At 34.1% G+C, this 26,157-nt stretch carries 22 protein-coding genes; 5 read left to right on the forward strand and 17 right to left on the reverse strand.

Features of this window, described 5'->3' with window-relative positions; genetic code table 11:
* Nucleotides 1-47: 47 nt before the first annotated feature.
* The 12 genes from NBT05_RS03040 to NBT05_RS03095 form a co-directional block, all read right to left on the reverse strand.
* Nucleotides 48-2,387: a GumC family protein gene (locus NBT05_RS03040; protein WP_265771960.1), complete on the reverse strand. Its 2,340-nt coding sequence runs from the start codon at nt 2,385-2,387 to the stop codon at nt 48-50.
* A complete protein-coding gene (locus tag NBT05_RS03045; RefSeq protein ID WP_265771961.1) occupies nt 2,384-3,166 on the reverse strand; it encodes a polysaccharide biosynthesis/export family protein in 783 nt (260 codons plus the stop codon). Before NBT05_RS03045 ends, NBT05_RS03040 begins: the two co-directional genes overlap by 4 nt.
* Before the next feature lie 4 nt (nt 3,167-3,170).
* The gene (locus tag NBT05_RS03050) at nt 3,171-4,028 is read right to left on the reverse strand and encodes a hypothetical protein (protein ID WP_265771962.1); all 858 of its coding nucleotides are present in this window, start codon (nt 4,026-4,028) and stop codon (nt 3,171-3,173) included.
* The gene (locus tag NBT05_RS03055; protein ID WP_265771963.1) at nt 4,025-5,041 is read right to left on the reverse strand and encodes a Gfo/Idh/MocA family protein; all 1,017 of its coding nucleotides are present in this window, start codon (nt 5,039-5,041) and stop codon (nt 4,025-4,027) included. Before NBT05_RS03055 ends, NBT05_RS03050 begins: the two co-directional genes overlap by 4 nt.
* A complete protein-coding gene (locus NBT05_RS03060; RefSeq protein WP_265771965.1) occupies nt 5,038-5,838 on the reverse strand; it encodes a WecB/TagA/CpsF family glycosyltransferase in 801 nt (266 codons plus the stop codon). Before NBT05_RS03060 ends, NBT05_RS03055 begins: the two co-directional genes overlap by 4 nt.
* 29 nt (nt 5,839-5,867) lie before the next feature.
* Nucleotides 5,868-6,962, reverse strand: coding sequence for a glycosyltransferase family 4 protein (locus NBT05_RS03065; RefSeq protein WP_265771966.1), 1,095 nt, complete (start codon nt 6,960-6,962; stop codon nt 5,868-5,870).
* Nucleotides 6,952-7,866: a glycosyltransferase gene (locus NBT05_RS03070; RefSeq protein ID WP_265771967.1), complete on the reverse strand. Its 915-nt coding sequence runs from the start codon at nt 7,864-7,866 to the stop codon at nt 6,952-6,954. Before NBT05_RS03070 ends, NBT05_RS03065 begins: the two co-directional genes overlap by 11 nt.
* Nucleotides 7,859-9,124 carry an O-antigen ligase family protein gene (locus NBT05_RS03075; protein ID WP_265771969.1) on the reverse strand — a complete coding sequence of 422 codons (1,266 nt, stop codon included), beginning with the start codon at nt 9,122-9,124 and terminating at the stop codon, nt 7,859-7,861. The genes NBT05_RS03070 and NBT05_RS03075 overlap by 8 nt, the downstream gene beginning before the upstream one ends.
* A complete protein-coding gene (locus NBT05_RS03080; RefSeq protein WP_265771970.1) occupies nt 9,121-10,395 on the reverse strand; it encodes a lipopolysaccharide biosynthesis protein in 1,275 nt (424 codons plus the stop codon). Before NBT05_RS03080 ends, NBT05_RS03075 begins: the two co-directional genes overlap by 4 nt.
* Before the next feature lie 30 nt (nt 10,396-10,425).
* Nucleotides 10,426-11,379, reverse strand: coding sequence for a GDP-L-fucose synthase family protein (locus NBT05_RS03085; protein WP_265771971.1), 954 nt, complete (start codon nt 11,377-11,379; stop codon nt 10,426-10,428).
* A gap of 1 nt (nt 11,380) precedes the next feature.
* Nucleotides 11,381-12,499 (reverse strand): GDP-mannose 4,6-dehydratase, encoded by a 1,119-nt coding sequence (gene gmd / locus NBT05_RS03090; RefSeq protein WP_265771972.1) that lies wholly within the window; start codon nt 12,497-12,499, stop codon nt 11,381-11,383.
* Nucleotides 12,500-12,575: 76 nt separating this feature from the next.
* Nucleotides 12,576-13,604 (reverse strand): MraY family glycosyltransferase, encoded by a 1,029-nt coding sequence (locus NBT05_RS03095; RefSeq protein ID WP_265771974.1) that lies wholly within the window; start codon nt 13,602-13,604, stop codon nt 12,576-12,578.
* Between the two features lie 697 nt (nt 13,605-14,301).
* Between NBT05_RS03095 and NBT05_RS03100 the strand changes: the two genes are divergently transcribed.
* A complete protein-coding gene (locus NBT05_RS03100; protein ID WP_265771975.1) occupies nt 14,302-14,916 on the forward strand; it encodes a hypothetical protein in 615 nt (204 codons plus the stop codon).
* 93 nt (nt 14,917-15,009) lie between these two features.
* On the opposite strand, the gene NBT05_RS03105 is transcribed toward NBT05_RS03100, so the two are convergent.
* From NBT05_RS03105 to NBT05_RS03115, 3 genes are all read right to left on the reverse strand, one after another.
* Nucleotides 15,010-15,537: an Hsp20/alpha crystallin family protein gene (locus NBT05_RS03105; RefSeq protein ID WP_265771977.1), complete on the reverse strand. Its 528-nt coding sequence runs from the start codon at nt 15,535-15,537 to the stop codon at nt 15,010-15,012.
* 655 nt (nt 15,538-16,192) lie between these two features.
* Nucleotides 16,193-17,791 (reverse strand): 4Fe-4S binding protein, encoded by a 1,599-nt coding sequence (locus NBT05_RS03110; RefSeq protein ID WP_265771978.1) that lies wholly within the window; start codon nt 17,789-17,791, stop codon nt 16,193-16,195.
* Nucleotides 17,792-17,805: 14 nt separating this feature from the next.
* Nucleotides 17,806-19,107 (reverse strand): NAD(P)/FAD-dependent oxidoreductase, encoded by a 1,302-nt coding sequence (locus NBT05_RS03115; protein ID WP_265771979.1) that lies wholly within the window; start codon nt 19,105-19,107, stop codon nt 17,806-17,808.
* Nucleotides 19,108-19,369: 262 nt separating this feature from the next.
* Between NBT05_RS03115 and NBT05_RS03120 the strand changes: the two genes are divergently transcribed.
* From NBT05_RS03120 to NBT05_RS03135, 4 genes are read left to right on the forward strand one after another with little or no spacing between them, the layout of a single operon-like run.
* A complete protein-coding gene (locus NBT05_RS03120) occupies nt 19,370-20,080 on the forward strand; it encodes a DUF547 domain-containing protein (protein WP_265771980.1) in 711 nt (236 codons plus the stop codon).
* A gap of 32 nt (nt 20,081-20,112) precedes the next feature.
* On the forward strand, nt 20,113-21,021 hold the full coding sequence (locus NBT05_RS03125) for a hypothetical protein (protein ID WP_265771981.1): 909 nt from the start codon (nt 20,113-20,115) through the stop codon (nt 21,019-21,021).
* A 42-nt stretch (nt 21,022-21,063) separates the two neighbouring features.
* The gene (locus NBT05_RS03130) at nt 21,064-22,080 is read left to right on the forward strand and encodes a glycoside hydrolase family 113 (RefSeq protein WP_265771982.1); all 1,017 of its coding nucleotides are present in this window, start codon (nt 21,064-21,066) and stop codon (nt 22,078-22,080) included.
* Nucleotides 22,067-23,335, forward strand: a complete 1,269-nt coding sequence (locus tag NBT05_RS03135; RefSeq protein WP_265771983.1) for an outer membrane protein assembly factor — start codon at nt 22,067-22,069, stop codon at nt 23,333-23,335. Before NBT05_RS03130 ends, NBT05_RS03135 begins: the two co-directional genes overlap by 14 nt.
* A 1,009-nt stretch (nt 23,336-24,344) precedes the next feature.
* Here NBT05_RS03135 and arsM read toward each other — a convergent pair.
* Together arsM and NBT05_RS03145 are read right to left on the reverse strand one after the other, a co-directional pair.
* Nucleotides 24,345-25,313, reverse strand: coding sequence for an arsenosugar biosynthesis arsenite methyltransferase ArsM (gene arsM, locus NBT05_RS03140; protein WP_265771984.1), 969 nt, complete (start codon nt 25,311-25,313; stop codon nt 24,345-24,347).
* 10 nt (nt 25,314-25,323) lie between these two features.
* Nucleotides 25,324-26,145, reverse strand: coding sequence for a purine-nucleoside phosphorylase (locus tag NBT05_RS03145; protein WP_265771985.1), 822 nt, complete (start codon nt 26,143-26,145; stop codon nt 25,324-25,326).
* Nucleotides 26,146-26,157: the final 12 nt, after the last annotated feature.

The following is a 26,157-nucleotide window of genomic DNA, read 5'->3' on the forward strand; positions in this document are numbered from 1 at the left end:
GGCTCCCTGTAGTCTTGTAACCCTAAGTAAATCAAACAGCAGAATAGTTATTTCTTGTTTGAATGTAAAGCACCATAACCATATTCGTAACCATAATTATAGCCTCCACGTTTTTTAAATTTAACATCATTTAGAATATAGGCCATATTTTTGAGCTTATTATCCTCGCTTAAGCCTTTGGAAAATTTAATTAACTGCTTATCGGTAAAAGCAGCACGGGTTATACATAAAGTGATATTTGCAAAATCAGAAATTAATAAAGTATCTGCAACTAACGCTAGAGGGGCAGTATCTATAATTACAAAATCATAATTATCCTTAGCTAATTCCAGAAAACTGCCGTAACGTTCACTTGCCAGTAATTGAGTAGCGTTTGGAGGAATTGGCCCACTAAAACATATATCTAGATAATTATTATCTTTCACTATATTCTGAATGCAATTATTCCATTTTATATTTGTGTTGTGTAAATAATTAGATAAACCTAATACATTCTTATCAATCTGAAAATAATTATGTAACTGCGGATTCCGAAGATCTGCACCGACTAGTAATACATTCTTTTTTAAACTAGAAATTGCTATGGATAAATTAAGTGCAATTAATGTTTTACCTTCTCCTTTTATCGAGGATGTTACATAAATTACACTGCCCTTATTCTCAACTTTTTTTGGAAGCAAATAATTAACATTACTCCCTAAAATACGGAAGGATTCTGCTTTTACTGATCTTTCATTCGTAGTAAAAAAACTATCTGGGTTTTCTAGTGAAGGAATTTCTGCTAAAATCGGAATCCCCAGAGCTAATTTTTCAAGATCTGTTTTATTTTCGACTTTAGTATCTAATGAAAATCTAAGGAATAAAATAATAAAAGGAATAGCAAGACCTAAAAACACAGAAGCAATTAATATAATAGGCTTCTTAGGCGATATTGGTTTTTTACCAGTAAGACCATAATCTACCACTTTGATTGATGGAGCGGTCACTGCATAAGTTATTGCTGCTTCCTCTCTTTTTTGAAGTAATAATAAAAATAAATTTTCTTTAATACTTTGTTGTCTCTCTATAGCTCGAAGCATTTTTTCTTTCTCAGGTAATTTAGAGAATACACTACCCGCACGATAATTTTCTCTTTTTAATTGATTGAGTGAAACCTCAAGCTGATCCTGATAAGAATCTACAGTAGTGATAATGTTTCTTTTAAACCGTTCAAGCTGATCAGTCAATACCTTAACTGTAGGATTATTACTTCCAGCACTCGCATTTAATTTTTCTCTTTGTAAAGCGATTACATTATATTCTGACACCAGATTATTAATACTATTACTCTCCAAACCTATATCAGCAGGAAGTAATCCTATAGTATTATCCTTACTTAAATTTTTCTTTAATAAATCAGAAAGTGCTACTTGTGTCTCTAGAGCAAAGACTTCTCTTTCTGTTTCGGACTTCTTTTGCATAGTCAACCCAGCATCTGCCTCTATATAAGAAAGATTATTTGATTGTTTAAAATCCTTTTTACCTGATTCAATAGAATCCAATTCATCGGTTAAATAACCAAAACGTTCGTCTATAAAATCTATGGTACGCTTAGAAACTAGCTGACGATCTAAAATACCATCCTGATCAAATTTCACTATAATTTCATCCAAAACTGCTTCAGAAAGTTCGGGGCTGTCACTCTGTAAACTAATAGAAAGCACCTCACTATTTTTTGTTGTGGGTTTTACCTTTAAATCTTTTAGAAGGTTTAATACAGCTTCTTTTTTAGTAATTATCTTAACTTCAAAGACCGAACTATTAAAATCTTCAAGTTCAAAATCCTTTTCTATTTGAATCTGCACGGGATAGGAAAACTTACTACTTGTAAGAATAGACTTGTGAATTACTTCTTTAATACCTTCACTATTACTAATAACAGGGGTTTCTACTGCCAAATCTATTTTATATGTAATGCTTTTTTTTAGTTTTTTATCAGGAAATAATTTTACTACCTTAAAGGGTGGTTTAAAAATTCTTCTTGTTTTTATATTACCTACTTCGTAATACCTAATATCTAAATTGAGGGATGATACTACCTGTTCAAGTAACTTATAGGATTGTAAAACTTCAATCTCATTATCCAAATTAATATTTGATCCTCCACCTAGAATTGATAGTGCTTCATTCGCAATATCCAACTCATTACTATCGTCAATAATCTTAATTTTGGCTTCAGTTGCATATACCGTTGGAGCATATCTAAAGTAAAGAAAAGCAATCACAATCGCAATTAAAAGCGAACCGGCAAACCAAGGCCAATAATGCAGGTATTTATTAATAACTTCTTTAATATTAAAAGAATTATTATTCTCATTTTCATCAACTACGTAATAATTCTCTTTCATTTTATATTTGTTATTAAAATAACCGAACTTAAAATTAGAGAAGCAATAGTTAATACCGTACTTGCATTACCAATAATACCAGCACTTTTTACCTTAGCCGTATTAGGGCTTACTACAATAACATCGTTAGGTTTCACAAAATAATAAGGGCTTTTAAACCAATCAGCTGAAGTAAGATCAATCTCCTCTATAGACCTTTTCCCATTACGTTCCCGAATGACTTTTACGTTATTTCGTTTTCCATTGATCGTGAGGTCACCTGCATATCCTAACGCCTGCAACAAAGAAATATTTTCTTCAGTATAGGTGTAAGTTCCTGGTAACTTTACTTCTCCTAATACTGTAAATTTCGCATTTAGCATTCGAATACTTACTACGGGGTCAGTGATATGACCTCCACTTTTTAATTCTTCCTCGATAAAAATTTTCATTTCATTCATACTTTTACCTGCTGCATTCATCCGACCAAGGATGGGAAAATCAATAGTTCCGTAATTTGATACCAGATATCCTTGTATCTTAAGAACTTCCAGATTGACATTTATGGCTTGGGTTGAACTTTGTTTATTGTACGGTATTGTGGTTTCAGGGACGGAAGCACTAACTACAATACTTAAAATATCATCAGGTTGTATGAGTACCTGATCATAAAGAATACTATCTTCTTTAAAAAAGCTACTATCTTGTAAATAGATGATATCTTTCTTACTAACGCAAGATTGCAGGCATAATACTAAAAGTATTGTCCGAAATACTTTTTTTAAGTCGATGGTTTTCATCACGTTATAAGGATTTTTCAAGCATTTCTTTAGTTTCCAAAATATGTGCGGGCGTGGACGCCCCAAACAGTACTGCATTCACTCCTTTAGTTTGTGCAACATAATCACAGGCCTCTCTTGGTCGAATAGCTCCGGAGGCAAGGAAAGACATGGCAATATTAAAACTATTTTGTTCTCGCAGTTTATGTTCCACCTCATCTTTAGAAGGATTCATTCTAAATCCAATCTTATTGATATTACTTACAATAATTGGATTATCTATTCCTAGCTCATTTACTAAAATATTGTGTAACTTGGTGTAGTTCATTGTGAAAAATCCGGCTTTTACCCCGTATTTTTTATCTACATAACTTACATACTCTCCTAGTATGTTATGCATTCCCAATCCTATTAAAAGGTCAGTCACAATGTTCAAAAGAAAGATACCTTGAACATTCATTCCCTTTAGCAATTTCATTTCTGAATCTACTAATAATTGCATAATGGGAACTGGGTTTGCACTAATTAAAGACCCTACACCTTTTAATCCAGAAATAAGTTTATTACCTGGAGTAAACTTATTTATCAATTCTAAAGGTCCTGACTCAACCAGAGCTGCCGCATATTTATGCGCGTACGGCATACTAGGATACAACTTAAAATCTTTGAATTTCGGGTTGCCCTTCATCTTATCGAACACTGGTTCTAACTGATTATGAGTAGTGAACATAAAACTTTTAATTCCTATATCATTTACATACTCTAACGTTTTATAAATCTCCTCCGAAGTTCTAAACCGTTGAGCCTGCTTAATTGCAGTTTGTTCAGACATATGATTTACTCCAAAAAACTGATTGTCTCCAAAAATTACTTTATCTATCATAATAACTTACCACTCAAACTTTTAATTTCTTCTATTATTCTATCCGTAATACTGGCGTCAGACAGGGATGCTCTTGACTCTAAAATATTACCATTTAATAAGTCTGAAAAATCTTCAAGTTGCCTTGAAAAATCTTCTCCTCGCAAGTAATACGCAACATCAAGGTTTTCATCAGTTATATATAATTGATTCCAGCCTTTTTGAAGCTCCATTTTAGGATTTGCACTATTTAAAAAAACGCTTACCTCTTGCTTGCCTGCGGTAATTTTACCTTTATCTCCGAATATTTCGACATTATTAGTAGCTTTTCTTACCGAACTATCAGACCAGTTGATATAATTAACCCCTGCAACTTGATCTTTGTGAATGAGGGTTGCATAGACTGCATCATCAACATTTGTAGAAAAGATTTTTTTTAAAACCGCAGAGGTGACCTTTACATCCGTACCAAATAAATACGTAGACAGATCAAAGCAATGTGGACCATAATCGTGTAAACAACCACCACCTTTTGCATAGTCGTTACGCCAGCCTTTATTTTCTTTAAGTACCACGCCACCAGTCATTTTATTAATATAATTAGTTACGTTCCCGATCACCCCCCCATCAATCATAGTTTTTACTCTTTGGAATACAGGATTATATCTATTTACGTATCCTACTTGCCCTTTTCTATTTTGATTACTAGCACTTGCAACCAGTTTTTTACTAGTGGAATAATTCAAAGTCAAGGGTTTCTCAACAAATATATCCAGACCTTGATCGAGGCAATATTGCGCAATGTCATAATGAAATGAATTAGGGGTCAAAATCATGACTCCATCTAATGAACACTTTTTAATCATTGCTTTATAATCCGTAAAACATTGGAAACTAGTGTTTTTTTCAATAACTCTTAACAGTTGTTTTGAAGTATCACAGATTGCTTCCACTTTAATGCCCGGAGTTTGATTTGCAATAGCCAGGTGGGATAACCCCATTTTACCGATACCTATAAGTCCGATATTTTTCATTTACTATTTGTTTTATATTTTTTAGTAATACCATCTCTGATTGCCGAAAACATGAAGTGATAACTGTTTAAATTTCGTTTGAACATTCTGGGTTCTAAAATAAGTCGATACAACCATTCAAATCCGGCTTTTCTAAATACTGCCGGAGCACGTTTAGCGGTTCCTGCATAAAAGTCAAAAGCTGCCCCTACTCCAACTGACCAAGGCACATTAAGCTTCTCTTTATATTGAGCAATCCAGCTTTCCTGTTTTAATAAACCCAATCCTACCCAAATAATATCTGCCTGAGAATTATTAATATTATCTAGCATCGTTTGATTTTCTTCTTCACTTGTTTTTCTAAAAGGAGGGCAAAAAGTACCTGCAACCTTCATTTCAGGATACTTGTTTTTTAAGTTGGTAGCTAATTTATCCGCCACTCCTTCTTTTCCTCCGCAAAAATAATGTCGCCACCCCAGTTTTTGCCCATATTCCGCACAGGCTAATAAAAGATCAGGACCATTAAAACGAGTAATTTTCTGACCCTGAAATTTACCCGCAATCACAGAACCAATACCATCACATAAAGATAAGGTTGATGTATTTATAAATTCTAAATGAGCTGCCACTCGTTTAGCATAATACATAGATTCCGTATTAGTAATACAAATATGACGCTTCGCCCGGTCGTGCTCAATTCCTTCTTTGATTATTTCAAGAACTTGTTTTCTATCAAAAGAATGAACTGGAATACCACTAACGTAACCCGGGATCAAGTTCCAATTTCCGGAGGTACTTTTTTCATCTTCTAAAACCATTTATATATTATTTTAATTTTCACTTCCGTTCAAGCAATTTCTAATATTTTGGTTAATCTGTTTTCAAAAGTCTCTAAAGTATACTTTTCATAAAATATTTTCTTTGCCTTAGCTCCCATTTCTAAAACAAGTTCCGGGCGTTTAATAAATAATTCTATACGATCCGTTAGCATTTCAACATCATTTTTAGTAACAATATAACCAGTTGTTCCCTCTTCTATAATATCCGGTATCCCACCTTCATTTGTACTTACCACAGGCAAACCAAATTGCATGGCTTCCAATAAAACTAAAGGAAAACATTCGTTATGATAAAAAGTAGGGAATACAAATACATCTGCTTTACTAAAAGCATCTTCTTTTTCAGCACCATATCTCTTACCTAGATAAGAAACCTCCTCTTGTAGATTGAACTCTTTAATTTTATCCTGAAGTTGTTCTCTAGAAACGTCTCCCTCACCCCCAATAATTGTACAGGTAAACTTATGATTTCTTTCTTTAAGAAGATTACAAGCTTCTATCAACTCATAGACACCCTTTGAAGCTATGAGATTGGACAAGAATAAGAGGTTTATCATTTTACTATTCTTTTGACTTTTAACCTCTTCCGTAGAAAAATAAGGAATTCCATTCGGGCAGTAGTATACATCTTTTTTATCCACATAGCGTGCTATATCTGTATACAGACAATGGGATAGTAAGATTATTTTTGAATCCTTAAAAACAAATTTATACAACTGATTATCTATTATTTTATCTTGATATTTATTAACACCTTTATTATGAAAATGAATAATAAGTGGTACTTTAAAAAATTTAACAAGACTTACCACAAAACAGTCCTTATATAAAGCAATACCTTTTGCTGTTATTGCTAAGTACACCTTATCTGGACGGTCATTTTTTAAAATTTTAAAAATCTCTTTTAAAATTTTAAAATAAGTGACATATTTCTTAAACGATTTTTCTCCTATTTCGTCTACAGATTTTGAGGTGCCTAAATTAACAAATCTCGTTCTAAAGGTGTTATTAATACGTTGACTATCATGAATATATTGACCGACCATGGAAGAACCATGAACAGGAGGAGGTAGATGAAGTATAAATAAAATCTTAGGCAACATACGATAATTTTCTACGAATAAAATCTTTTAACCGAAGGTATACTGAAAATTTATTAGCAAATTCTTTAGTGATTACCTTATCCAACTGCTGGTATTTTTTAAAAGAAAAATTTCTTTTATCACTTGTGTCCAATGGGGTATTAAATCTAGTAACACCACTTGTATGAGTAGCATCTTCACTAAATCCTATACTTACCAGTTTGGATTGCGTAGGGAAGACAGTTATCATATTTTTTTTAAACTGGTCATAGCAAAATCTAACCGCCCAGGAATCAATTTTTCCGTCCATCTGTGCTTTTAACATACGAGTCAGATCACTCCCTCCTTTATTAAATTGCTTTTGTTTTTCCCTATTATTAAAAAAATCCGAATAGGATTGCACCTTCCAGTCTACCTCTTGCCAAACATTTTTGGTAACACCCCAACCCCAGGAAGAAGCTCGTATTCCAAAATAAAAATCCTTGTCTTTAGTTAAACTTGGTAAATTCATGGTATATCCCGATACCGAAAATATAGAAGCATCCTCTTTATAAAAGTCCAAGGCCTGATTCATAAAATCCAAAAAATTTCTTGAAGTAACAAGATCATCTTCCAGAACTATTGTTGCCTCATGATTTTCAAGGATTCTAGTAACTCCTTGTATAATAGAATTAGCTAACCCTTTATTTTTTTTGGCATTGTAAACCGTTACTCTATTAAAACCAGCTATATCTGCTATAAAAGCCCGGACTTCCTGAACTTTTTCAATATCTGTTTCTTTTTTAGGTCCATCAGAAAAAATGTAAAGATCAGAAGCGGCTGCGAGATAATTATTTTGCAATGCTTCAATAACCTTTTTAGTTTCTTCTGCTCTATTATAAGTAAAGAGACTAATTGGATATAACTTGGTTTTGGAACTATGCATAAACCTCTAATTTTGGTTCTTTCGGTAATAATTGTTTTTTTCTCATCATGTTTCTCACCACCAGTTGATGATTATTTATAATCAAAATTAAATAGAACAGCGTCGAGATTAACATAAAAGGTTGAGCGAGGTAACTTTCTCCAATTCCACCAAAAAGTATGGCAATCATCACTGCTTTATCCATATTAGAAAATAAATTCCAAGAAGAAACTACGATAACTAAAAAAAGGATTAAAGTGATCATACCTCCACCAGCCAAAATCTCCAAATAAGAGGAATGCAAAAATAGAAACTCCAAAGTATCTAGATAATGAAAACCAGTACCCAGGTTGTTATACAAGACCGTATTATTTATATTAAAAATACCACTTCCAAAAAAAACACCTTTATCTACAATCTCCACCCATGCGATACGCCATATTTCCCATCTCCCGGTGGAAAAAGAATTAATTTGATCTCCGGAAACGTTATAAAAAAAAGTATCTAAATAAAAGAGTGATAAAGGAAATAATAACAAAAGTAAAATCGAAACCGTTTTTTGAGCTTTTGTAATTACCACATAGGAAAAAACAGCAGTAAAAATAATTAACAAAGCATTTCTGGAAGTTACAAAAGCCAACATGACATAGATGGCAAGCTGTAACAAATTGTAAATGGAACGGTCTCTTTTCACCTTATTATACCGTAAATAAAAACAAACTAGAAACCCGGTTGCTGTATATAAACCAAAATGTACCTTATCCTGAAAAAAACCTCCAAAGCCATCTTCATCTGCCATGTTCATTCCAGTAGCAAAAGCTATTGCAAACCAAAAGAAAAGATTGAAAAACAATACTTTTTGAAAAATAGTTAATAACCATATTTTAGAATGTCCGTATAAAGCATCTTTTACCAATTTATAAGTTACAAACAACACATTTTTTGAAAGGAAAAAGTAAAACAATAAATACACCGGGAGTGCTAAATTATATAGCAATCGTTCCGTATCTCCAGTACTTAAAACATAGTAAATCGAAAAGATAATAACCAAACTCAATACCACAATACCGGTTATTTTATTTTTAAATCTGAACCTTTGTTTATAGCGAGAAGCCATATGTATCAGAATCGGTATAGTTATCATAGCAAAAACTAATTTCCCGTATCTTCCCATTAATAAAGTAAGGGTATATTCTTTGATAGAATTTACAATCACCAACAATAAATATATTGCTGTAAAGGAAGTTACCATTCTTCTATTTTTTAAAGAAATATTCATACTTTAAAATGTTGTAAATGGTGATCCTTACCTATAATATTTCTATAAATACCAAAATGTATTAATTGATAAACAAGGTTTTCTACAATCATCGTATAAAAAACACCATATAATCCAAATTTTGTAATCATTATATATCCCAGCGAAATCGCAATAACACTACGAGGAATTAGTACCCAGAAATTAATATCTGTACGTTTTATAGCATTTAATGCAATTTTAAAAGGTTGAAAAAATATGTTTATGCTTTGCACTACAAATGGAAGTACTACAAGCCAACCCAAATTTTCATATTTATTACCGAATAAGGTTGCAATTAAAAACTGCCCTGAAAAACAACCGAAAATAACTAATAGCGCCGCCAAAGATCCAAAAAGTAGCATCCATTTTGCCACAGCATTTTTGATTTTTTTGTAGTCCTTATTGATATCCACAAAAATTGGTAATAAATAAGAACTCAAAGCGGTAAGTAAGGGGTTCACCAGACCTGCAATACTCATTAAAACACCTAAAATAGCAATATCATTTTTTGAAGTAATATATAATAACAACCAAGGATAGATATTTGTACTGACATGAAAAAGAAAATTAGAACCTAATAACCATTTCCCAATTCGCCAGTTACCTTCCCACAATTGATAATATTCCTTTTTAGTAATAAGCTCACCTTTGTAATTAGCAATGAAATAACTTACGGTTAACAGCAAGTAAATACCTGATGCTGTTGACAAAAAAATAGTAAAATTAGTAATTTGATTAAAATAAATAAAAGCTAAAAAAGTAATGATACCTGTAGCACACAAAAGTCCGTATTTTAAATTTTGCACGGTTTTTCTTTGACTCAGCATAATTTCTCGAATAAAAAAGTAAGATGAATGGGAAAAAATGTAGAGTAGAAATAAAAGAAATTGAGTGCTATCCCAATTCTCAAAAGAAAAGGTATAAAGAACTGGAAAAACTATTAATAAAATGAAGGTGAATAAAAACTTAATATTAAGCGTGAAAATAAAGGATTTTCTGACCGAATTCGGGTCGTGTTTCGTGTCGTTTCTGGAAATTGCAAAAGGTTTTACGATTACCGCACTTTGTAGACCTAGAATAAAAAGCGCTATGGTAAAAAGCAATACAATATCCGCATAATTTTCTTTACTATAGGTACGTGCAAGAACTACGGTCGTTGATAAAGTAGTTATACTCATACAAGCCTGATCTAAAACAACGCTGATTAGTTTAGGTAATTCTTTGTTGTTTTTTAGGCTTTTTATGAACATTCCAACTCTATTAAATGACAAAAGTTCAAATTAATTAATTTGAACTTCTTTAAAACTTTGTTGATTTTTTAAAAACCAATCATACGTTTTTGCGATTCCTTCTTCTAAGGAGACATCAGGTTGCCACCCTATTTTATTAAGTTTAGAGCTATCCATTAATTTTTTAGGTGTTCCATCTGGTTTTGAAGCATCCCATTCGATGTTACCTTGATGTCCAACTGCTTTTTGAATAAGTTCGGCCAAATCTTTAATAGTAAGATCAGATCCGGTTCCTACGTTATATAGATGATCCGGTAACGTATTTTCTAATGCAAATACTACAGATGCTGCCATATCATCTACAAATAAGAATTCTCGCATCGGTGTTCCGCTTCCCCAAAGGGTAACTGTACTATGTCCGTTTTCTTTTGCATCGTGAAACTTTCGGATCATAGCCGGAAGTACATGAGAGGTTTTTAAATCAAAATTGTCGTGGGTACCATATAAATTGGTAGGCATCAAACTAACAAAATCTTTCTGATATTGTTTTCGTATCGCTTCACAAGCTTTAACCCCTGCAATTTTAGCAATAGCATACCACTCATTAGTAGGTTCTAATGAATCTGTAAGTAAATACTCTTCTTTTAAAGGTTGTGGTGCAAATTTAGGGTAAATACAGGAGCTCCCTAAAAATATAAATTTTGAAATCCCTTGTTTATGAGCCTGATCGATTAGATTATTTTGAATCTGAAGATTCTCCATAATAAATTGATAGGGGTAATTATTATTAGCTAGTATGCCCCCCACTTTTGCCGCAGCATTAATCATACAGTCCGGTTTCTCTTTGGTAATAAAATCAGTCACAGATTTCTGATCCCGGAGATCCAGTTCTTTACTGGTTTGACCCACTAGATTTGTATATCCTTTTGCCTGTAAAGCACGCCATATGGCAGACCCTACCATTCCTCTATGGCCTGCAATATAAATTTTTGCTTCTTTGTTCATACTACTCGAACTGATTCAGGATTTTATAACCTCCTTCTAAAATATGTTGATCCTTCTTCATTAATTCCAAATCACTTTTCATCATATCTGCAACCAGGTCACTTAAGGAATGCGTAGCTTTCCATCCTAATTTTTTTTCAGCTTTAGAAGGGTCTCCAATTAATAAATCCACTTCTGTAGGCCTAAAATATTTTTTATCCACGTTTAATACCTCTTTACCTACTGGTAAATCATATTCTGAATTAGAGCAGGAGGCTATATACGCCTTTTCATCCACTCCTTCTCCTTTAAATTCTAATTCAATACCCACTTCTTTAAAGGCAAAACGTACAAAATCTCTTACTGCTGTAGTTTTTCCTGTAGCAATTACCCAGTCTTCAGGTTCATCTGCCTGTAAGATCATCCACATCATCTCTACATAGTCCTTTGCATGACCCCAGTCTCGTTGTGCATCCAGATTCCCTAAGTAGAATTTATCCTGTAAACCCAAAGCTATTCTCGACACTGCCCTGGTAATCTTTCGGGTAACAAAAGTTTCCCCTCTTATGGGTGATTCATGATTAAAAAGAATGCCATTACAGGCATACATCCCATAAGCTTCCCGATAATTTACCGTAATCCAGTAAGCATACATTTTTGCTACGGCATAAGGGCTTCTTGGATAAAACGGAGTAGTTTCTGATTGCGGCACTTCCTGTACTTTACCATATAATTCTGATGTGGACGCCTGATATATCCGTGTTTTTTTCTCTAAACCCAGCAAGCGAACCGCATCAAGAATTCGTAGCGTTCCCAAACCATCCGCATTACCCGTATATTCGGGAGTCTCAAAAGAAACCTGAACGTGGCTCATTGCCGCTAAATTGTAAATTTCATCCGGTTGAACTTCTTGTATGATACGTATCAGGTTCGTACTATCCGTCATATCCCCGTAGTGTAGTATAAAATTACGGTCTTCTACGTGAGGATCCTGGTAAATAGCATCAATACGATTAGTATTAAATAATGATGACCTTCTTTTTAAACCGTGAACGGTATATCCTTTTTTTAATAAAAGTTCACTTAAATATGCTCCATCCTGCCCGGTTACTCCGGTGATAAAGGCTATTTTATTCTTCAAAATATATAACTTTTAAATCGGGTTCAAATTACAATAAATCACACGTAAATCCTTACTTATAATAAATAATGTAATATTAGCTATGTGACATTATCTTAGGAAGAATTAGTTTTACCCTACCTTTCTTCAATTTAATCATAAAGGGGAATAAGTAAAACACCGGTGCTACTATAAGCAAAATCAGAAACTGGACATTAATATTAAACTCTAACGAATCTATAAACAGTGTTGAAATAATGATAAATAAATTTACATTACTAATAGCAAAGGTTGCTGTTTTATGGCTTAAACCTAAATCTAAAAGGCGGTGATGAATATGATTACGGTCCGCACTAAACGGGCTTTTTCTATTTCTTAAGCGAATAAAGAATACCCGGGTGGTATCTAGAATTGGAAAGGCTAACACGGAAAGCACTAATACCGGTACATTGTTAACGGAATAAACCACTTCTCCAAGATTGCTCATTTTAATAAGAGCAACTCCTTGAAATGCTAAAATAAACCCAATAAACATAGACCCGGAATCGCCCATAAAGATCTTTTGTGTTTTTGATAAATTAAAACGTAAAAATCCAAGAAGTGCAGCAATTAAAACAAAAGATACCGCAGTCATTAAATAGTTTTGATTTACTAAAAAATAAATTCCAAACACAAGACTTGCTAATGTTGCTATAGAACCAGCTAATCCATCTATACCATCTGTAAGATTAAAAGCATTTATTATAAAAATGAATATAAAAATGGTGAAAGAAGTTGAAAACATATAGGATAATTCACCTAAACCTAATAAGCTTTCAAAATTATAAATTCTTATATCCGTAAAAAAAACAATAACCGCTGCCGCTAAAAGTTGTCCTAACACCTTTTTACCAGGAGAAAGGACTAGCAAATCATCTTTAATTCCCAAAAATAGTAACACAATGATTCCACCTAACAGTGCTAAGATAGTTGTCATCCGAGTCTGATCCGGTTGAGCTATAATAGCAAATAATATTAAAGAAAGGCTAAAGACTATAAAAACACCTATCCCCCCTAATGTCGGAGTAATATTAACATGTCCGCTTCGCTCGCAAGGGACATCCATTAACTTTTTACTTTCTGACAAATATATAATTGCGGGTAGTATTTGATTTATTAATAGGTAAGCTACTATACTTACACATAAAATCAATAAAAACGGATATTCTACTAAAAAGTTAGTTAAGTTCATAATTAGTATCAATTTTAGTTTGTAGTTATTTGAGCGTTACTCAATTTAACTTTTAAATATTAATATTTATGAACTGTACTTTACTCTTTTTAAACAAATCAAGGTGTAATAATAGCATCATAAAAATTAGAATATTTGTGTAAATTTCCTCGGAAAAACTTCAACTTTTCCCCATTTCTTAATCAAATGTATACAATAATTTTAAAAAAAAATTTATTTAAAACATCAAAAGTTAACCTTATCGATTAAGTGTTTACATATTCGATAAAATACGTGACTATCAGTATTTTAATTCCAGTTTGTTAACCTATAAAACGAATTAGTAATAAATTTTAGTTAATTATAGGAAGACTTTAAAAATAAGTGTAAAATTTTACATTTAATTCAATTAAAATCCTCTTTATTTAATTAATCTTAAAAATTTAATTTCCTACAAAAAATTAGAATTTGATTTTAAGGCAAATTGATACTTTCATTATAGTAAAAGAGTAAACTAAAACTTATTATAGAACTAATAGTTACATATAAAATTTTACTTTTGGTATTATTTTACACAAACAACTAAATGTTTCACATTTATTAACACACTATTATGAAAGGGAAACTTACAATCATTCTGCTATTTATCTTTTATTTTCACACTTCTTATAGTCAAGTTATAGAAAATGCAAATAATCCCTGGATAATCAGTTTTGGTTTATCAGCGGTTGAAGATTCCGGAACTAAACTTGGGCAACCCTTTGAATTTAAGCAAAATTACCATTTTACTAATCCGTTTCTATTTTCTGTAGAAAAAAGATTTTGGGAAAATTACGGATTGCAAATTGCTGCTAATTTTAATACGTTTAAAGAAGGAAAACTGGTAAATGCTATGACATTAGAAGAGGAAATTGATTTCTTTGCCTTAGATTTATTCTTTAAATATTATGTGACCAATAGATTTGTAGATAAATATCGATCTCCGTATGAAGGGTATTTGTTATTAGGAGCAGGAAGAAGTTCATATGACGGAGAATTTTCAGAAAACGTAAACTTTGGTATCGGATTGACCTTATTTATAACCCGGGATATACGATTTTTTGCACAGGCTATGGCTAAATTTGATTTAGTTGAATCAGAAATTGGGTCTAATTATTTTCAATATGATTTTGGTCTAATCATACGTATTCCTAAAAGACCTAATGGGCGTTCAATTTTTGGTTTTTGAGGTAGTGCCTAAATTCTTAAACTATAAAAGCCCACCTTAGTGGGCCTAATTTAAACTTGAGACATTTAAAAAGCACTATTTTCTACCTATTTCCTACTGTATACTCTCTAGTTCCTGTTCTTTTTGACTTTCAGCAAAATTATTTTCCTTTTCGGTACGGGCTTCCATTGCTTTAGAAGTATTCGATCTTACTTTAATTTGACGTGGTGCTTTTTGCTTAGCTTCTTCTTTCTTCGGAATACTTATGCATAATACTCCATTATTATAAGAAGCATCTATGGCATCTTCATCTACAGTTTCCGGTAAAGAAAAAGATCTTTGAAAAGAACTGTAATTAAATTCCTGTCTGGTATACCTTCCGTTTTCATTTTGTTCCGTATCGGATTCGGATTTTTCTACGGAGATGGTTAGCGTATTGTTATCAATATTAATATCAAAATTGTCCTCGCTCATTCCGGGAGCTGCTAATTCAATTTCAAAGTTATCTTCTACTTCTTTGATATTTACCGCAGGTATCTTACTGCTCTGGTTGTACATCTTACCTCTAACCGGCCAATTGTCTTCAAAAAAATCTTCCATAAAAGAAGGGTATAATCCATTTGTTCTTCGTATCAAACTCATTTTTGTATTTTTTAAAAATTAAACTCAGTCCAAATTTATTTTAAATAGCAGGGAATGATTACTTCGAATATAAACCAAATTAACTGTAAGCGTTTTTAAATCAGTATTTAACAGAATTTAAAAAGCTGTTTTACTAAAATTAAGATAAAGGGAAGTAGAGCTATTTTAGGAATAGTATACTTATACCTATTTGGCAAGAATAAGCTATTGTATGAAAACTTGTTATGAATTGAAACTCTGTTAAAAATAAAACTCAAAGCTTTAAATTTTAGAGTAAATAGCGTTTGTATGGAAAAGCATTTATTCTAAAGAAAAACTGCTTTTAAAATACTATAATTTAGCATTTTAAAAGCAGTTATAATAACTTCTATAATTTTGGCATAATACTAGTAATAGGTAATACTATACGCCTTATTTTACAAAACTTAACTTCTATTACATTAGTATAATAATTATATAAAATCCGTCAGGTCGAGTGCTTCATCTAAAGGGAGAAATGTGCTTAAGCTAGTTCAGCAGAACTATTGAGTCTTTCAACCAGGCTCAAGATGATAAGGATTTTAGTTAAAAAAGCTATTCTCGATACATTTTTCTTCATTCCATTACGAAAAATACTCGAATTGACGCTTTTTCCTAAAATACCCTTAGGTAAAAATTATACTTTTCTATTTACAAATTCCATTAAGTCTACATCGTTACCTAGCAATACATCTTTAGAATTGATTCTACCTGCAGGGGTATCATTTTCTAGTTTTAAAACTCCTCTTGGACATACGGCAGAACAAATTCCGCAACCTACACAGCTGGATCGTACAATATTTTCCCCTTTTTGAGCATAAGACCGTACATCAATCCCCATCTCGCAATAGGTAGAGCAGTTTCCACAGGAGATACATTGTCCGCCATTAGTGGTAATTCTAAACCTGGAAAATAAACGTTGTTGAAAGCCTAAGATTGCAGCCATCGGACATCCGAACCGGCACCAAACCCGATTACCTAAAATTGGATAAAAACCAGTTCCTACCACTCCGGAGAACACTGCGCCAATTAAAAATCCATAACTAGAACGTAACTTTTCTGCTTTTAATAGAAAAACACTTTCCGTATTACTAAAATAATGAAATCCGATTAAAGCTAAAATAATGACAAAATATCCAATCGCTCCGTACTTAGCATCTTTGGCTAATTGTTTTCTTTTAAAGATCATGACCCCTGCAAAAACCAAGGTCAATATGACCGCTACTCCAATTAGAAATACATTTCGGGTTAACCAGTATTTATTAGGATCGTAGCCCAGATAAGTATAAACCACGGCGGTCGTCATTAATACTACAAAGACTACTACACTATGGATTACCCAACGTTCGATATTCCAGGCAGATTTTCGTTTATCACTCAATTGTCTAAAAGCGTCTCCGGCAGTTTCGGCTAAACCGCCACAACCGCAAACCCAACTACAGTACCAGCGCTTTCCGTATTTATAAGTTAAAATAGGGGTAATTACAAAAATAGATATCACCCCAAAGATTAACAATGCGGTTCCAACGGTTCCTGCACTAATAAAACTATCGACCCGGTATTGTTCAAAATTACTATAATTAAGTGGCCAGATATTTTTTAAGTCATAATAAGGTAAGGAAAAGCTATCACTATTTAACCGGGCCATAAACTCCGGAATTAGAAAAGCAAAGGCAGTTTGAAAAAACATAACGGACATAGTCCTGATTTTTTCATATCGGTTATGGCGGTATTTCCAGATAAATTTAATTCCAAAAGCTAAGATAGCTACTGTATACAAAGTTCCATAGACAAACCATTGACTGGCTGGATTCCCGCTTAATGCTTTACTTAACGGATCAAACAACCCGATGACTCCTACGTTATCCTTTCCTTCACCCTGCAATCCTAAAAACTGCGGATAAAAGTAAAGTACTACGTAAAATCCAGTCATGGCAATTCCTGCTAACCAACCTAAAAGACCACGACTCGAGATGGATTTAAACCAAACCCCATCATTTTTAATCCCTTCGCTTTTATCTAAATATGCAGCAGATGAAAACCAAATGATTCCAACGGTAATAGACACTAGCGAAGTAATTAACCAGAGTGCTTTATTAGGAAAGTTTATGGAGGTTAAAGAAAGTAATAAAATACCCAATCCGAACATTCCGATAAGGACCGCTATTTTTTGTTGTACTGTTAATGCCTTGGGAGGTTCTCCGGTTAAAGACATACTACGTTTAAAGTCGCTCATAATAAAAGTATATTTTAAGTAAGTAAGGTTTCTTGTTGAGAAAAAGTTTTAATAATATCAGATTCGTACGTCTTATAAAATTCAGGGTCAAAATTTGCCTCTTTTAAATGCTTGATGACATAATCTACATCCATGTTTTCGGTAAGCCAGCGGTCAAAGACCTCATGACGCATCCGGATACCGAAGGTATTAATTCCTAAAAATTCATTAGTATCATGATTATAGGATACGGTAATACACTTAGTCCGGTCCGGATGCATCCAGTGAAATTGCGACTCGTACGCTTGAGGTTTTGCAAATACCCACCCGTAAGTTTGATATTCGATGTCTAAAAATTTAGCGCTATTAAACCAATGTCCAGGCTTATATTCAATACGGTTACCACAAATAGTCTGTGCTACGGTTTCTCCCATCATCCTACCGGTATACCATACCGCTTCAATAGGTCTTCTTAACCCAATACCTTCGTGTTGCTCCGCACAATCTCCGATCGCGTATACATTAGGTAAATTAGTTTCCAGAAACCGGTTTACTTTTACCCCTCTTCCTAACTCAAGTTCAGATCCTTTTAAGAAATCAATGTTTGGTGAAACTCCGGCAGTTAATCCCACTACTTCGCAATCAATAATCTCCCCGGTTTCTGCAATCTCGATAGCTTTTACCCTACCCGATCCGTCGTCAATAATCTGCTTTAAATTCACTCCCAGTCGTAAATCAATATGGTGGCTTCGTATATGCTCGTTAATCATTTCGCTTTCGCCGGCAGGCAATACCCCGTTCCAGAAACTGTCCTCCCGAACCAGAAAAGTTACTTCGATATCTCGGGTACGTAACATTTCTGCCAACTCAATCCCGATAAGCCCACCCCCTACAATGACTGCTCTTTTACAAACTTTATTAGTAGGAGCGTATTTTTCTAATTTTTCCAGGTCTTGTTTGTGGTACATTCCTAAAGTACCTTCCAGATCCTGTCCCGGCCATCCGAATTTATTGGGTTTTGAACCCACTGCAATGATCAAACTGGTATAAGACAAACGATCTCCGGATTTTAAAATTACTTCCCGTGAGGTAGCATCAACTCCGGTAACTCTTCCTTTCTTTAGGTCAATCCTGTTTTTTTCCCAGAACCAATTTTCATAAGGTTGGGTATGCTCAAATTTCATATGCCCCATATACACATACATTAAAGCCGTACGAGAAAAAAAGAAATCTGTCTCGTCCGAAATAATGGTGATTTGCTGGTCAGAAAGTTTACGGATGTGCCGGGCAGCGGTTACCCCCGATATTCCGTTTCCAATAATAATGGTATGTTGCATGATCTATAATTTAATCCAAATGCTCGGTTTGTTAACTCTATGTCGCTATTAAAGATAATAACTTAACACGCTCCTATAATTTAGATTGATTCTAAAATCCCAAAGATTTGTAAGAAAAAATGAGTAAGCCGACTTTGCGCGTACCTATAGTAACGCATTACCATAAAATTTTTATGCTAAAAATGTGTAAGTAAGAAAACTACTGAACGACTTAGCTGAAGAATAAAACTAGTAAAACAACCTTTTTAATTAAATATATCTTATGAAAACTCTAATCACTTATTTCCTGGTAATCTTTGGTTTACAGCTAAGCCTTGGACAAACCACTTCCTTTTTTAAACAATCAGATGCTTTTTTTGCTAAATACGTTAAAAATGGTAAAGTAGATTATAGTGCCATCAAAAACAATCCGGAAGAATTAGATGCTATCCTAAAAATAGCTGCCACTACTGATTTAAGTAACGCAGATGATGCCACTTTTAAAGCTTTCCATATTAATGCTTATAATCTATATGTAATTAAAGGAGTGTTGCAAAAATATCCGGTAAAATCACCTCTGGATATTAAAGGCTTTTTTGAAAAGAAAACATACACCGTTGCCGGAAAAGATATGACCTTAAACGCTTTGGAAAATAAAGTATTACGTAAAAAATATCCGAACGAACCCAGATTTCACTTTGCGCTTGTCTGTGGTGGGTTAGGATGTCCTCCAATCATCTCAGAAGCTTATACTCCTGAAAAATTAGAAGCACAATTACAAAGACAAACAGAAATTGCTTTAAATAATCCTTCTTTTATCAAAGTGAATGGAAAAAAAGCACAAATTTCTCAAATCTTCGAATGGTATAAAGGCGATTTTACTAAAAACGGAAATGAAATCGATTTTATCAATAAATACCGAGAAGAAAAAATACCTGCAGGTAACAGAGTATCCTACTACTCCTACGACTGGACGTTAAACGATACCAAATAAAAAAACACCAACTTTATTTAAATTAAAAGAATATGAAAACAATAAAAAGATTTTCAACGCTACTCCTATGTGCAATTTTATCAATGCCACTGGTAGCCCAGGAAGAAGAAACAGGAACTACGAACATCCAGGAATTTACCCCCTCTAAGTTATTACGAAAAGGGCAATGGGATATTAAATTTTTTAACGGGTTATATACCCAAACCAGGGTTGCTGATGATAGTGGAAATATAACTGATGCAGATAGACAAACCTTTTTTACTAATACCAATGAAGTTTATACCGGTGTAAGTGAAAACCGAAGAATCAATGTAGGGGTTATTTTTCAGGTACGCTCTAACGTCCTTGGCGGAAGTGCCTTAGATGCTTTAAGTTTTAAGAACGATAATGTAACTACCCGAAGTGGCTTATCTACGATTGCTCCTTCTATTAGGGTACAACCTTTTAAAAATATCAGTAACTTTTCATTTACCAGTTCTTTCTACATTCCTGTTTTTGAAGACAAGCCTAGCCCTGTTTTCTTTGATAAACGCAGTTATTTCTGGGAAACCCGATTTTTCTACGATAAAACCTTCGGGGGTAATAAATGGCAACTTTTTACCCAGGCAGATTTTGGGTATAACTTTGGAGAAAAGAGTGTTGATGCCAGTGAAGACGAAAATTCAGGAGAACGTTTTGCAAACAATAGCCTTTTCTTACCCTTAAGTGCATTTTTAAGTTATTTCCCTTCAGCTGAATCTACATTGTTTGTGAATGTGCAACAAGCTTTCTTAATTGATTTAGGAAATGATTTTTCACAGAATTATACACAGCTAGGTATCGGTGGAAAATACCAGATAACAGAAGTATTAAACCTGGAAGCATCTTACGGAACCTTTGTAAGAGGGAATAGCACAGGTATCGGACAGACTTTTAGCTTAGGCTTAAGAGCCCTGTTTTAATATAATGAAATAAAATGCGTATTTTCAGCTTTAAAAGATAGGTTGAAAAAAGTACTCTACGTATATCTGTATTTTTGTGTAGTTGCCTGTGCCTCGCAAAACAAATCTTGTGACAAAATAAACGGTGTCAGCTTTGTAGCTTCCCCCCAGGAGATTTTTAAAGAGCATATACTTCCGGTAAAGCATATAGGGGCCAATTGGGCAGCAGTCATGCCTTTTGGATTTATAAAAGATCTACAGGCTCCTGAGGTACGGTTTAATCTGGACCGACAATGGTGGGGGGAACGTTTAGAAGGTACGGAGCGTACAATAGAATTATTACAGGAGAAAGGAATTAAAGTAATGATAAAGCCACAACTCTGGGTCTGGCACGGTGAATTTACCGGGCATATAGAAATGAAAACAGAAGAAGGCTGGCGTATTCTTGAAAAAACTTATCAAAACTTTATTCTATTGTACGCAAAAGCCGCCGAAAAATATAAAGTTCCGTTATTTTGTATCGGTACGGAATTACATACGTTTGTTAAAAAAAGACCACAGTTTTGGACGCATCTTATCCGAAAGATAAAATCAGTATATACCGGAGACTTGACGTATGCAGAGAACTGGGATCAATACCAACATGTTCCCTTTTGGGATCAGATCGATTATATAGGGATTGATGCTTACTTTCCGTTATCCGAAAAAGAAACTCCATCGGTAACCGAATTAAACCAGCATTGGCTTCCGCATAAAAATCAGATAAAAGCACTACATAATACTTTAAAAAAGCCGATATTGTTTACCGAATACGGGTATCGATCTGTAAGTTATGGAACTAGAGAACCCTGGAAAACAGATAGAAACTCAGATCCGTATAACCATGTTTTACAAGAGAATGCGTTAAAGGCTTTATATCAGACTTTCTGGAACGAGCCCTGGTTCTCCGGTGGGTTTTTATGGAAATGGTTTCACAATTATACGGAGGCCGGAGGGTTACAGGATAATCGGTTTACCGTTCAGAATAAACCCGCAGAAAAAATAGTTTCAACTCAATATAAACAAAGTGTCTGTAAATAAATTTCTACTTATCCTGCTTAGTATCGGATTGAAGACCATATTTGTTTTTGGGCAACAACCTACGGTTTCAAAAATAACCTTTAAAAATGCTAAAAAGAACGATCCTGTTTTCTTAAAAAAAATTATAGAAACCAAAGAAGGAAAGGTACTAGATTCCGTACAACTGGCACATGATATCAGAATCCTGGAACGTCTGGCATCCGTAGCTTCGGCTGAGTATGAAGTTTTAGCCACAGGTCAAAACACAGAAGTAGTTTATAACCTGATTGAAAATTTTACCTTAATCCCCAGTGCCAACGTATATACTACTAATAACGACGAATTTGCTTTCCGGGCAGGGGTAAAAGAATTTAATTTATTTAGAAGAAATATCCAGTTTGGCGGGTTTTTTCAACGTGATATTTTTAATTCATTTAATATAGGAGTACAAGCCCCTAGCCTTTTTCGTCACAATCTGGGTTTATCTCTTATCTATCAGGATTTGTCCACTCTAGAACCCGTATTTTTAGATACAGGTGATGCGGATTATAAATATAATAATGTCTCCCTGGAGGCATTGGCACTGTATCAATTGAATTTTTTACACCGTATTGAAATCGGAGGTAGTATTTTTCAAGAGAATTACACCTATCAATCGGGAGCAGTAGATCCTAATGTTCCTCAAGAACTAAAAGTAGATAAGCACCTTCTGAAATTGGTATATGAATACAGTAATTTGGATTTTGAATACTTCTATGTTTCCGGATTTAAAAGTATTTTAAATTTTCAATACGTAGGGAGTAGTAATGCTACCTTACCGGATTTTCTTATCGGGTGGAACGATTTTCTTTTCTACAAACGTTTGGGTTTAAAAGGTAATTGGGCTTCTCGAATCCGGGCAGGACTTGCTACAAATGCCGATAGCCCATTTGCTCCTTTTGCCGTTGATAATAACCTAAACATCAGGGGGGTTGGAAATACTATTGACCGGGGTACCGGAGTGATCGTCATAAATACGGAATACCGACGTACCATATTTGAGAAAAAATGGTTTGTTTTACAATCCAATATTTTTGTAGATGCAGGAAGCTGGCGTAATCCGGGAGGAGATTTAAGTGATTTCGGAGATGATCAAAACTTTAGGGTTTATCCTGGTATAGGCCTTCGTTTTATGCACAAACGTGTTTTTAATGCTATTTTTAGGATCGATTATGGCTATGGAGTCACTAAGAACGCGACCCGCGGATTAGTTTTAGGGATTGGTCAGTATTTTTAGATTTCGATAAATTTTTAAAAAGAAATAGTAATGTCTGGGTAAGATTCAAAACCGCTATCGCTTCTAGAATCAGGAACCAAGACTAATTAGTATGACACTGAAAATCAATATTATAGAATTGTTATTGGAAGGTATACAACAAATTTCCGGTTTTGCTGATAACTTGATTTTTTCAGAAATAAAAGCTCAGTAAAATCTAGAAATTTTGGAAATTGAAAAATTATAAAAATCTCTATTTATGGAAATTTGTCTCACACCCGGGAGCCTTTTAACTTTTTATAATGATCATCTTTTAACAATGAGGCTGTCTAAAAAGTATATTAAACTTTAAAATGTCAGTCTGAGCTTGTCGAAGATATTTTGAAAATCAATAAGTTGAAGACTTCGACAGGCTCAGTTTGACAACGTGAGGTTACTTTTTAGACAGCCTCATATATTATCTATTATCTATCGTAATACTCCCCAAAATTAAAGGAAATCCCGAATCGTAGCGTACCTTCTAACAGGTTATTCGTACTACCCGCATTGAATAAGGCAGTAACAAATGAGTTACAAGTAACTATTAAGACCCCAAAGGTTTCCAAAACCTTTGGGGTCTTGGGTGTACGACAAATTTTCAGTTTTACTGATAACTTGATTTTTTCAGGAACAAAAACTCAATAAAATCAAGAAATTTTGGAAATTGAAAAATTATAAAAATCTCTATTTATGGAAATTTGTCGTACACTCTTATTGGATCTAGCTTAGAATAGATAATTCTAATTCACAAAAATTAACTCCATCTCCAGCCCTTCCCGAAGGGAAGGTAGCTAAAAATCCTTTTCTTTAGAAAGGATTTAGGATAGGATAGATAGCTGTAAATAAAATAGTTGGGTCAATTTTGGTACACCAACAATATTATAAGCTAAAGCTTAAACTTTTAGATAACCATTTTTTAGTTCCAGAAAAATAAAACCAGTGCAGCTTGCTTGTTAGTATATTCAACTTTACAAGAAGCACGGTCTAAAGGTTAACAACATCCGCCTCCGTCGTAGTGAAAGGTAGATTCGCTGATATAAATATCGTTTCGATCTAAATTTTGTAATGCTTTTGCCGTTTTATCGCAAACTGCCAAAGGTTGGTTTTTTAACAACACATGACCTTTTTGATCATCAAAATAATCATCAGCGCCATAATAGATAGCGGCTTTACCGGTAAAAACACAAGGACCATCTTCCGGCATTGGGTCTTTGATTGCTGCCACTTCAATAGATTCAATATAAATTAATTCATCCGTATCGTAGTGCTGCGGGTCTAAAATTCGATAAGGTTTACGTGCCCGGATTTCGATAGTGCCAAAGCCTACGTCGGTCAGGGCTTTTACATATTCGTTAATCGGCAAACTACCACTTAAGCATAAAGCCCGTAAACGTTCGTCATTTCGCAACGCATCATTCATTGGTTGCTCGCAAGTTGGGTCACTCATGACCAAACGTCCGTGAGGTTTTAACACCCGATACATTTCTTCGATTGCTTTCTTTAATTCTTCCGCTTTAAAAATATTAAACAAGCAATTTTGAGCTGCTACATCTACACTATTATCTTCTACCGGAAGGTTCAGAGCATCTCCGTATTTTAAATCTACAAAGTCACTTTGAAACCAGTCATTTTGTGCTTCGGCTTCTTTAAAATTTTTACGGGAAGCATCCAGCATTTCCTGAACTACATCTACTCCGATCACCCCTGCTTTTTGACGGGAGAAATACGAAAATTGTAATAATTCCATTCCGCCCCCAACGCCTACATACAATATTCTTGGGGAATTAGTCAGGTCTCTTGCGTTTACCGTACTCCCGCACCCATAATTCATTTCCTGCATAATCTTAGGAATACTCAATCCAGGGAGTTCCCAGATTGGATTGGTAGTACAACACAATCCTACATCGGGGGTCAATGCTGCTTCTTTATACACATCATGTGTGGTATCAAGATAACTCATAACTTTATTTTTAGCTTAAAGAAAAACTTTTAATCACTTGTTTGAATAATAAAATCATATCCGGCTCCGCCTTTGCTGCCATGGCCATGATTTCGTTAATATCAATAGGTTTCAGGTTGTCCGGATCACATTCGTCCGTAAGTACGGATATAGCCACTACCGGAAGATCCAGGTGATTGGCCACAATTACTTCGGGAACCGTACTCATACCTACTGCATCTGCACCAATGATTTTTAAATATCGGTATTCAGCTTTGGTTTCTAATTGCGGACCAACGACAGAGGCGTAGACCCCACGGTGCAGCGTTACCTGATGCGAATCTGCAATACTTATAATTTCTTCCCGAAGTTTTTTATCATACGGGTCACTCATATCCGTGAACCGGGAACCCAGTTGTTCCACTCCTTTAAAAGCTAGCGGAGAGCCTCCTTGTAAATTGATATGATCTTCAATTAACATCAGTTCCCCTTTATTAAAATTGAGGTTCACAGCTCCAGCTGCATTAGAAACTAATAAACTTTGAATACCTAATGCTTTCATCACCCGTACCGGATAGGTTACATCTTGGGTAGTATAGCCCTCATATAAATGAAAGCGACCTTGCATCACAACTACTTTTACACCTTCAATTTCTCCGTAAATCAGCTTTCCTTTATGAAATTCAACGGTAGCCGTAGGAAAATTAGGAATGTGATTATAGCTTACCTCTGCTTTAATATCAATTTCATCAATAAATTGACCTAAACCCGTTCCTAAAATGATTCCGATCTGGGGGGAATCAAATCCCTTTTGTTTTAAGTAATCTGCAGTTTCCTCAATGTATTTAATCATGTAATCCTAACC

Source organism: Aquimarina sp. ERC-38 (assembly GCF_026222555.1).
Classification (GTDB): Bacteria; Bacteroidota; Bacteroidia; order Flavobacteriales; family Flavobacteriaceae; genus Aquimarina.

Excerpts from the sequence above, each read along its gene's own strand:
- NBT05_RS03040 (WP_265771960.1), bottom strand. The coding sequence starts at position 2,387 with ATGAAAGAGAATTATTACGTAGTTGATGAAAATGAGAATAATAATTCT.
- NBT05_RS03045 (WP_265771961.1), bottom strand. The coding sequence starts at position 3,166 with ATGAAAACCATCGACTTAAAAAAAGTATTTCGGACAATACTTTTAGTA.
- NBT05_RS03050 (WP_265771962.1), bottom strand. The coding sequence starts at position 4,028 with ATGATAGATAAAGTAATTTTTGGAGACAATCAGTTTTTTGGAGTAAAT.
- NBT05_RS03055 (WP_265771963.1), bottom strand. The coding sequence starts at position 5,041 with ATGAAAAATATCGGACTTATAGGTATCGGTAAAATGGGGTTATCCCAC.
- NBT05_RS03060 (WP_265771965.1), bottom strand. The coding sequence starts at position 5,838 with ATGGTTTTAGAAGATGAAAAAAGTACCTCCGGAAATTGGAACTTGATC.
- NBT05_RS03065 (WP_265771966.1), bottom strand. The coding sequence starts at position 6,962 with ATGTTGCCTAAGATTTTATTTATACTTCATCTACCTCCTCCTGTTCAT.
- NBT05_RS03070 (WP_265771967.1), bottom strand. The coding sequence starts at position 7,866 with ATGCATAGTTCCAAAACCAAGTTATATCCAATTAGTCTCTTTACTTAT.
- NBT05_RS03075 (WP_265771969.1), bottom strand. The coding sequence starts at position 9,124 with ATGAATATTTCTTTAAAAAATAGAAGAATGGTAACTTCCTTTACAGCA.
- NBT05_RS03080 (WP_265771970.1), bottom strand. The coding sequence starts at position 10,395 with ATGTTCATAAAAAGCCTAAAAAACAACAAAGAATTACCTAAACTAATC.
- NBT05_RS03085 (WP_265771971.1), bottom strand. The coding sequence starts at position 11,379 with ATGAACAAAGAAGCAAAAATTTATATTGCAGGCCATAGAGGAATGGTA.
- NBT05_RS03100 (WP_265771975.1), top strand. The coding sequence starts at position 14,302 with ATGAAAGGGAAACTTACAATCATTCTGCTATTTATCTTTTATTTTCAC.
- NBT05_RS03105 (WP_265771977.1), bottom strand. The coding sequence starts at position 15,537 with ATGAGTTTGATACGAAGAACAAATGGATTATACCCTTCTTTTATGGAA.
- NBT05_RS03110 (WP_265771978.1), bottom strand. The coding sequence starts at position 17,791 with ATGAGCGACTTTAAACGTAGTATGTCTTTAACCGGAGAACCTCCCAAG.
- NBT05_RS03115 (WP_265771979.1), bottom strand. The coding sequence starts at position 19,107 with ATGCAACATACCATTATTATTGGAAACGGAATATCGGGGGTAACCGCT.
- NBT05_RS03120 (WP_265771980.1), top strand. The coding sequence starts at position 19,370 with ATGAAAACTCTAATCACTTATTTCCTGGTAATCTTTGGTTTACAGCTA.
- NBT05_RS03125 (WP_265771981.1), top strand. The coding sequence starts at position 20,113 with ATGAAAACAATAAAAAGATTTTCAACGCTACTCCTATGTGCAATTTTA.
- arsM (WP_265771984.1), bottom strand. The coding sequence starts at position 25,313 with ATGAGTTATCTTGATACCACACATGATGTGTATAAAGAAGCAGCATTG.
- NBT05_RS03145 (WP_265771985.1), bottom strand. The coding sequence starts at position 26,145 with ATGATTAAATACATTGAGGAAACTGCAGATTACTTAAAACAAAAGGGA.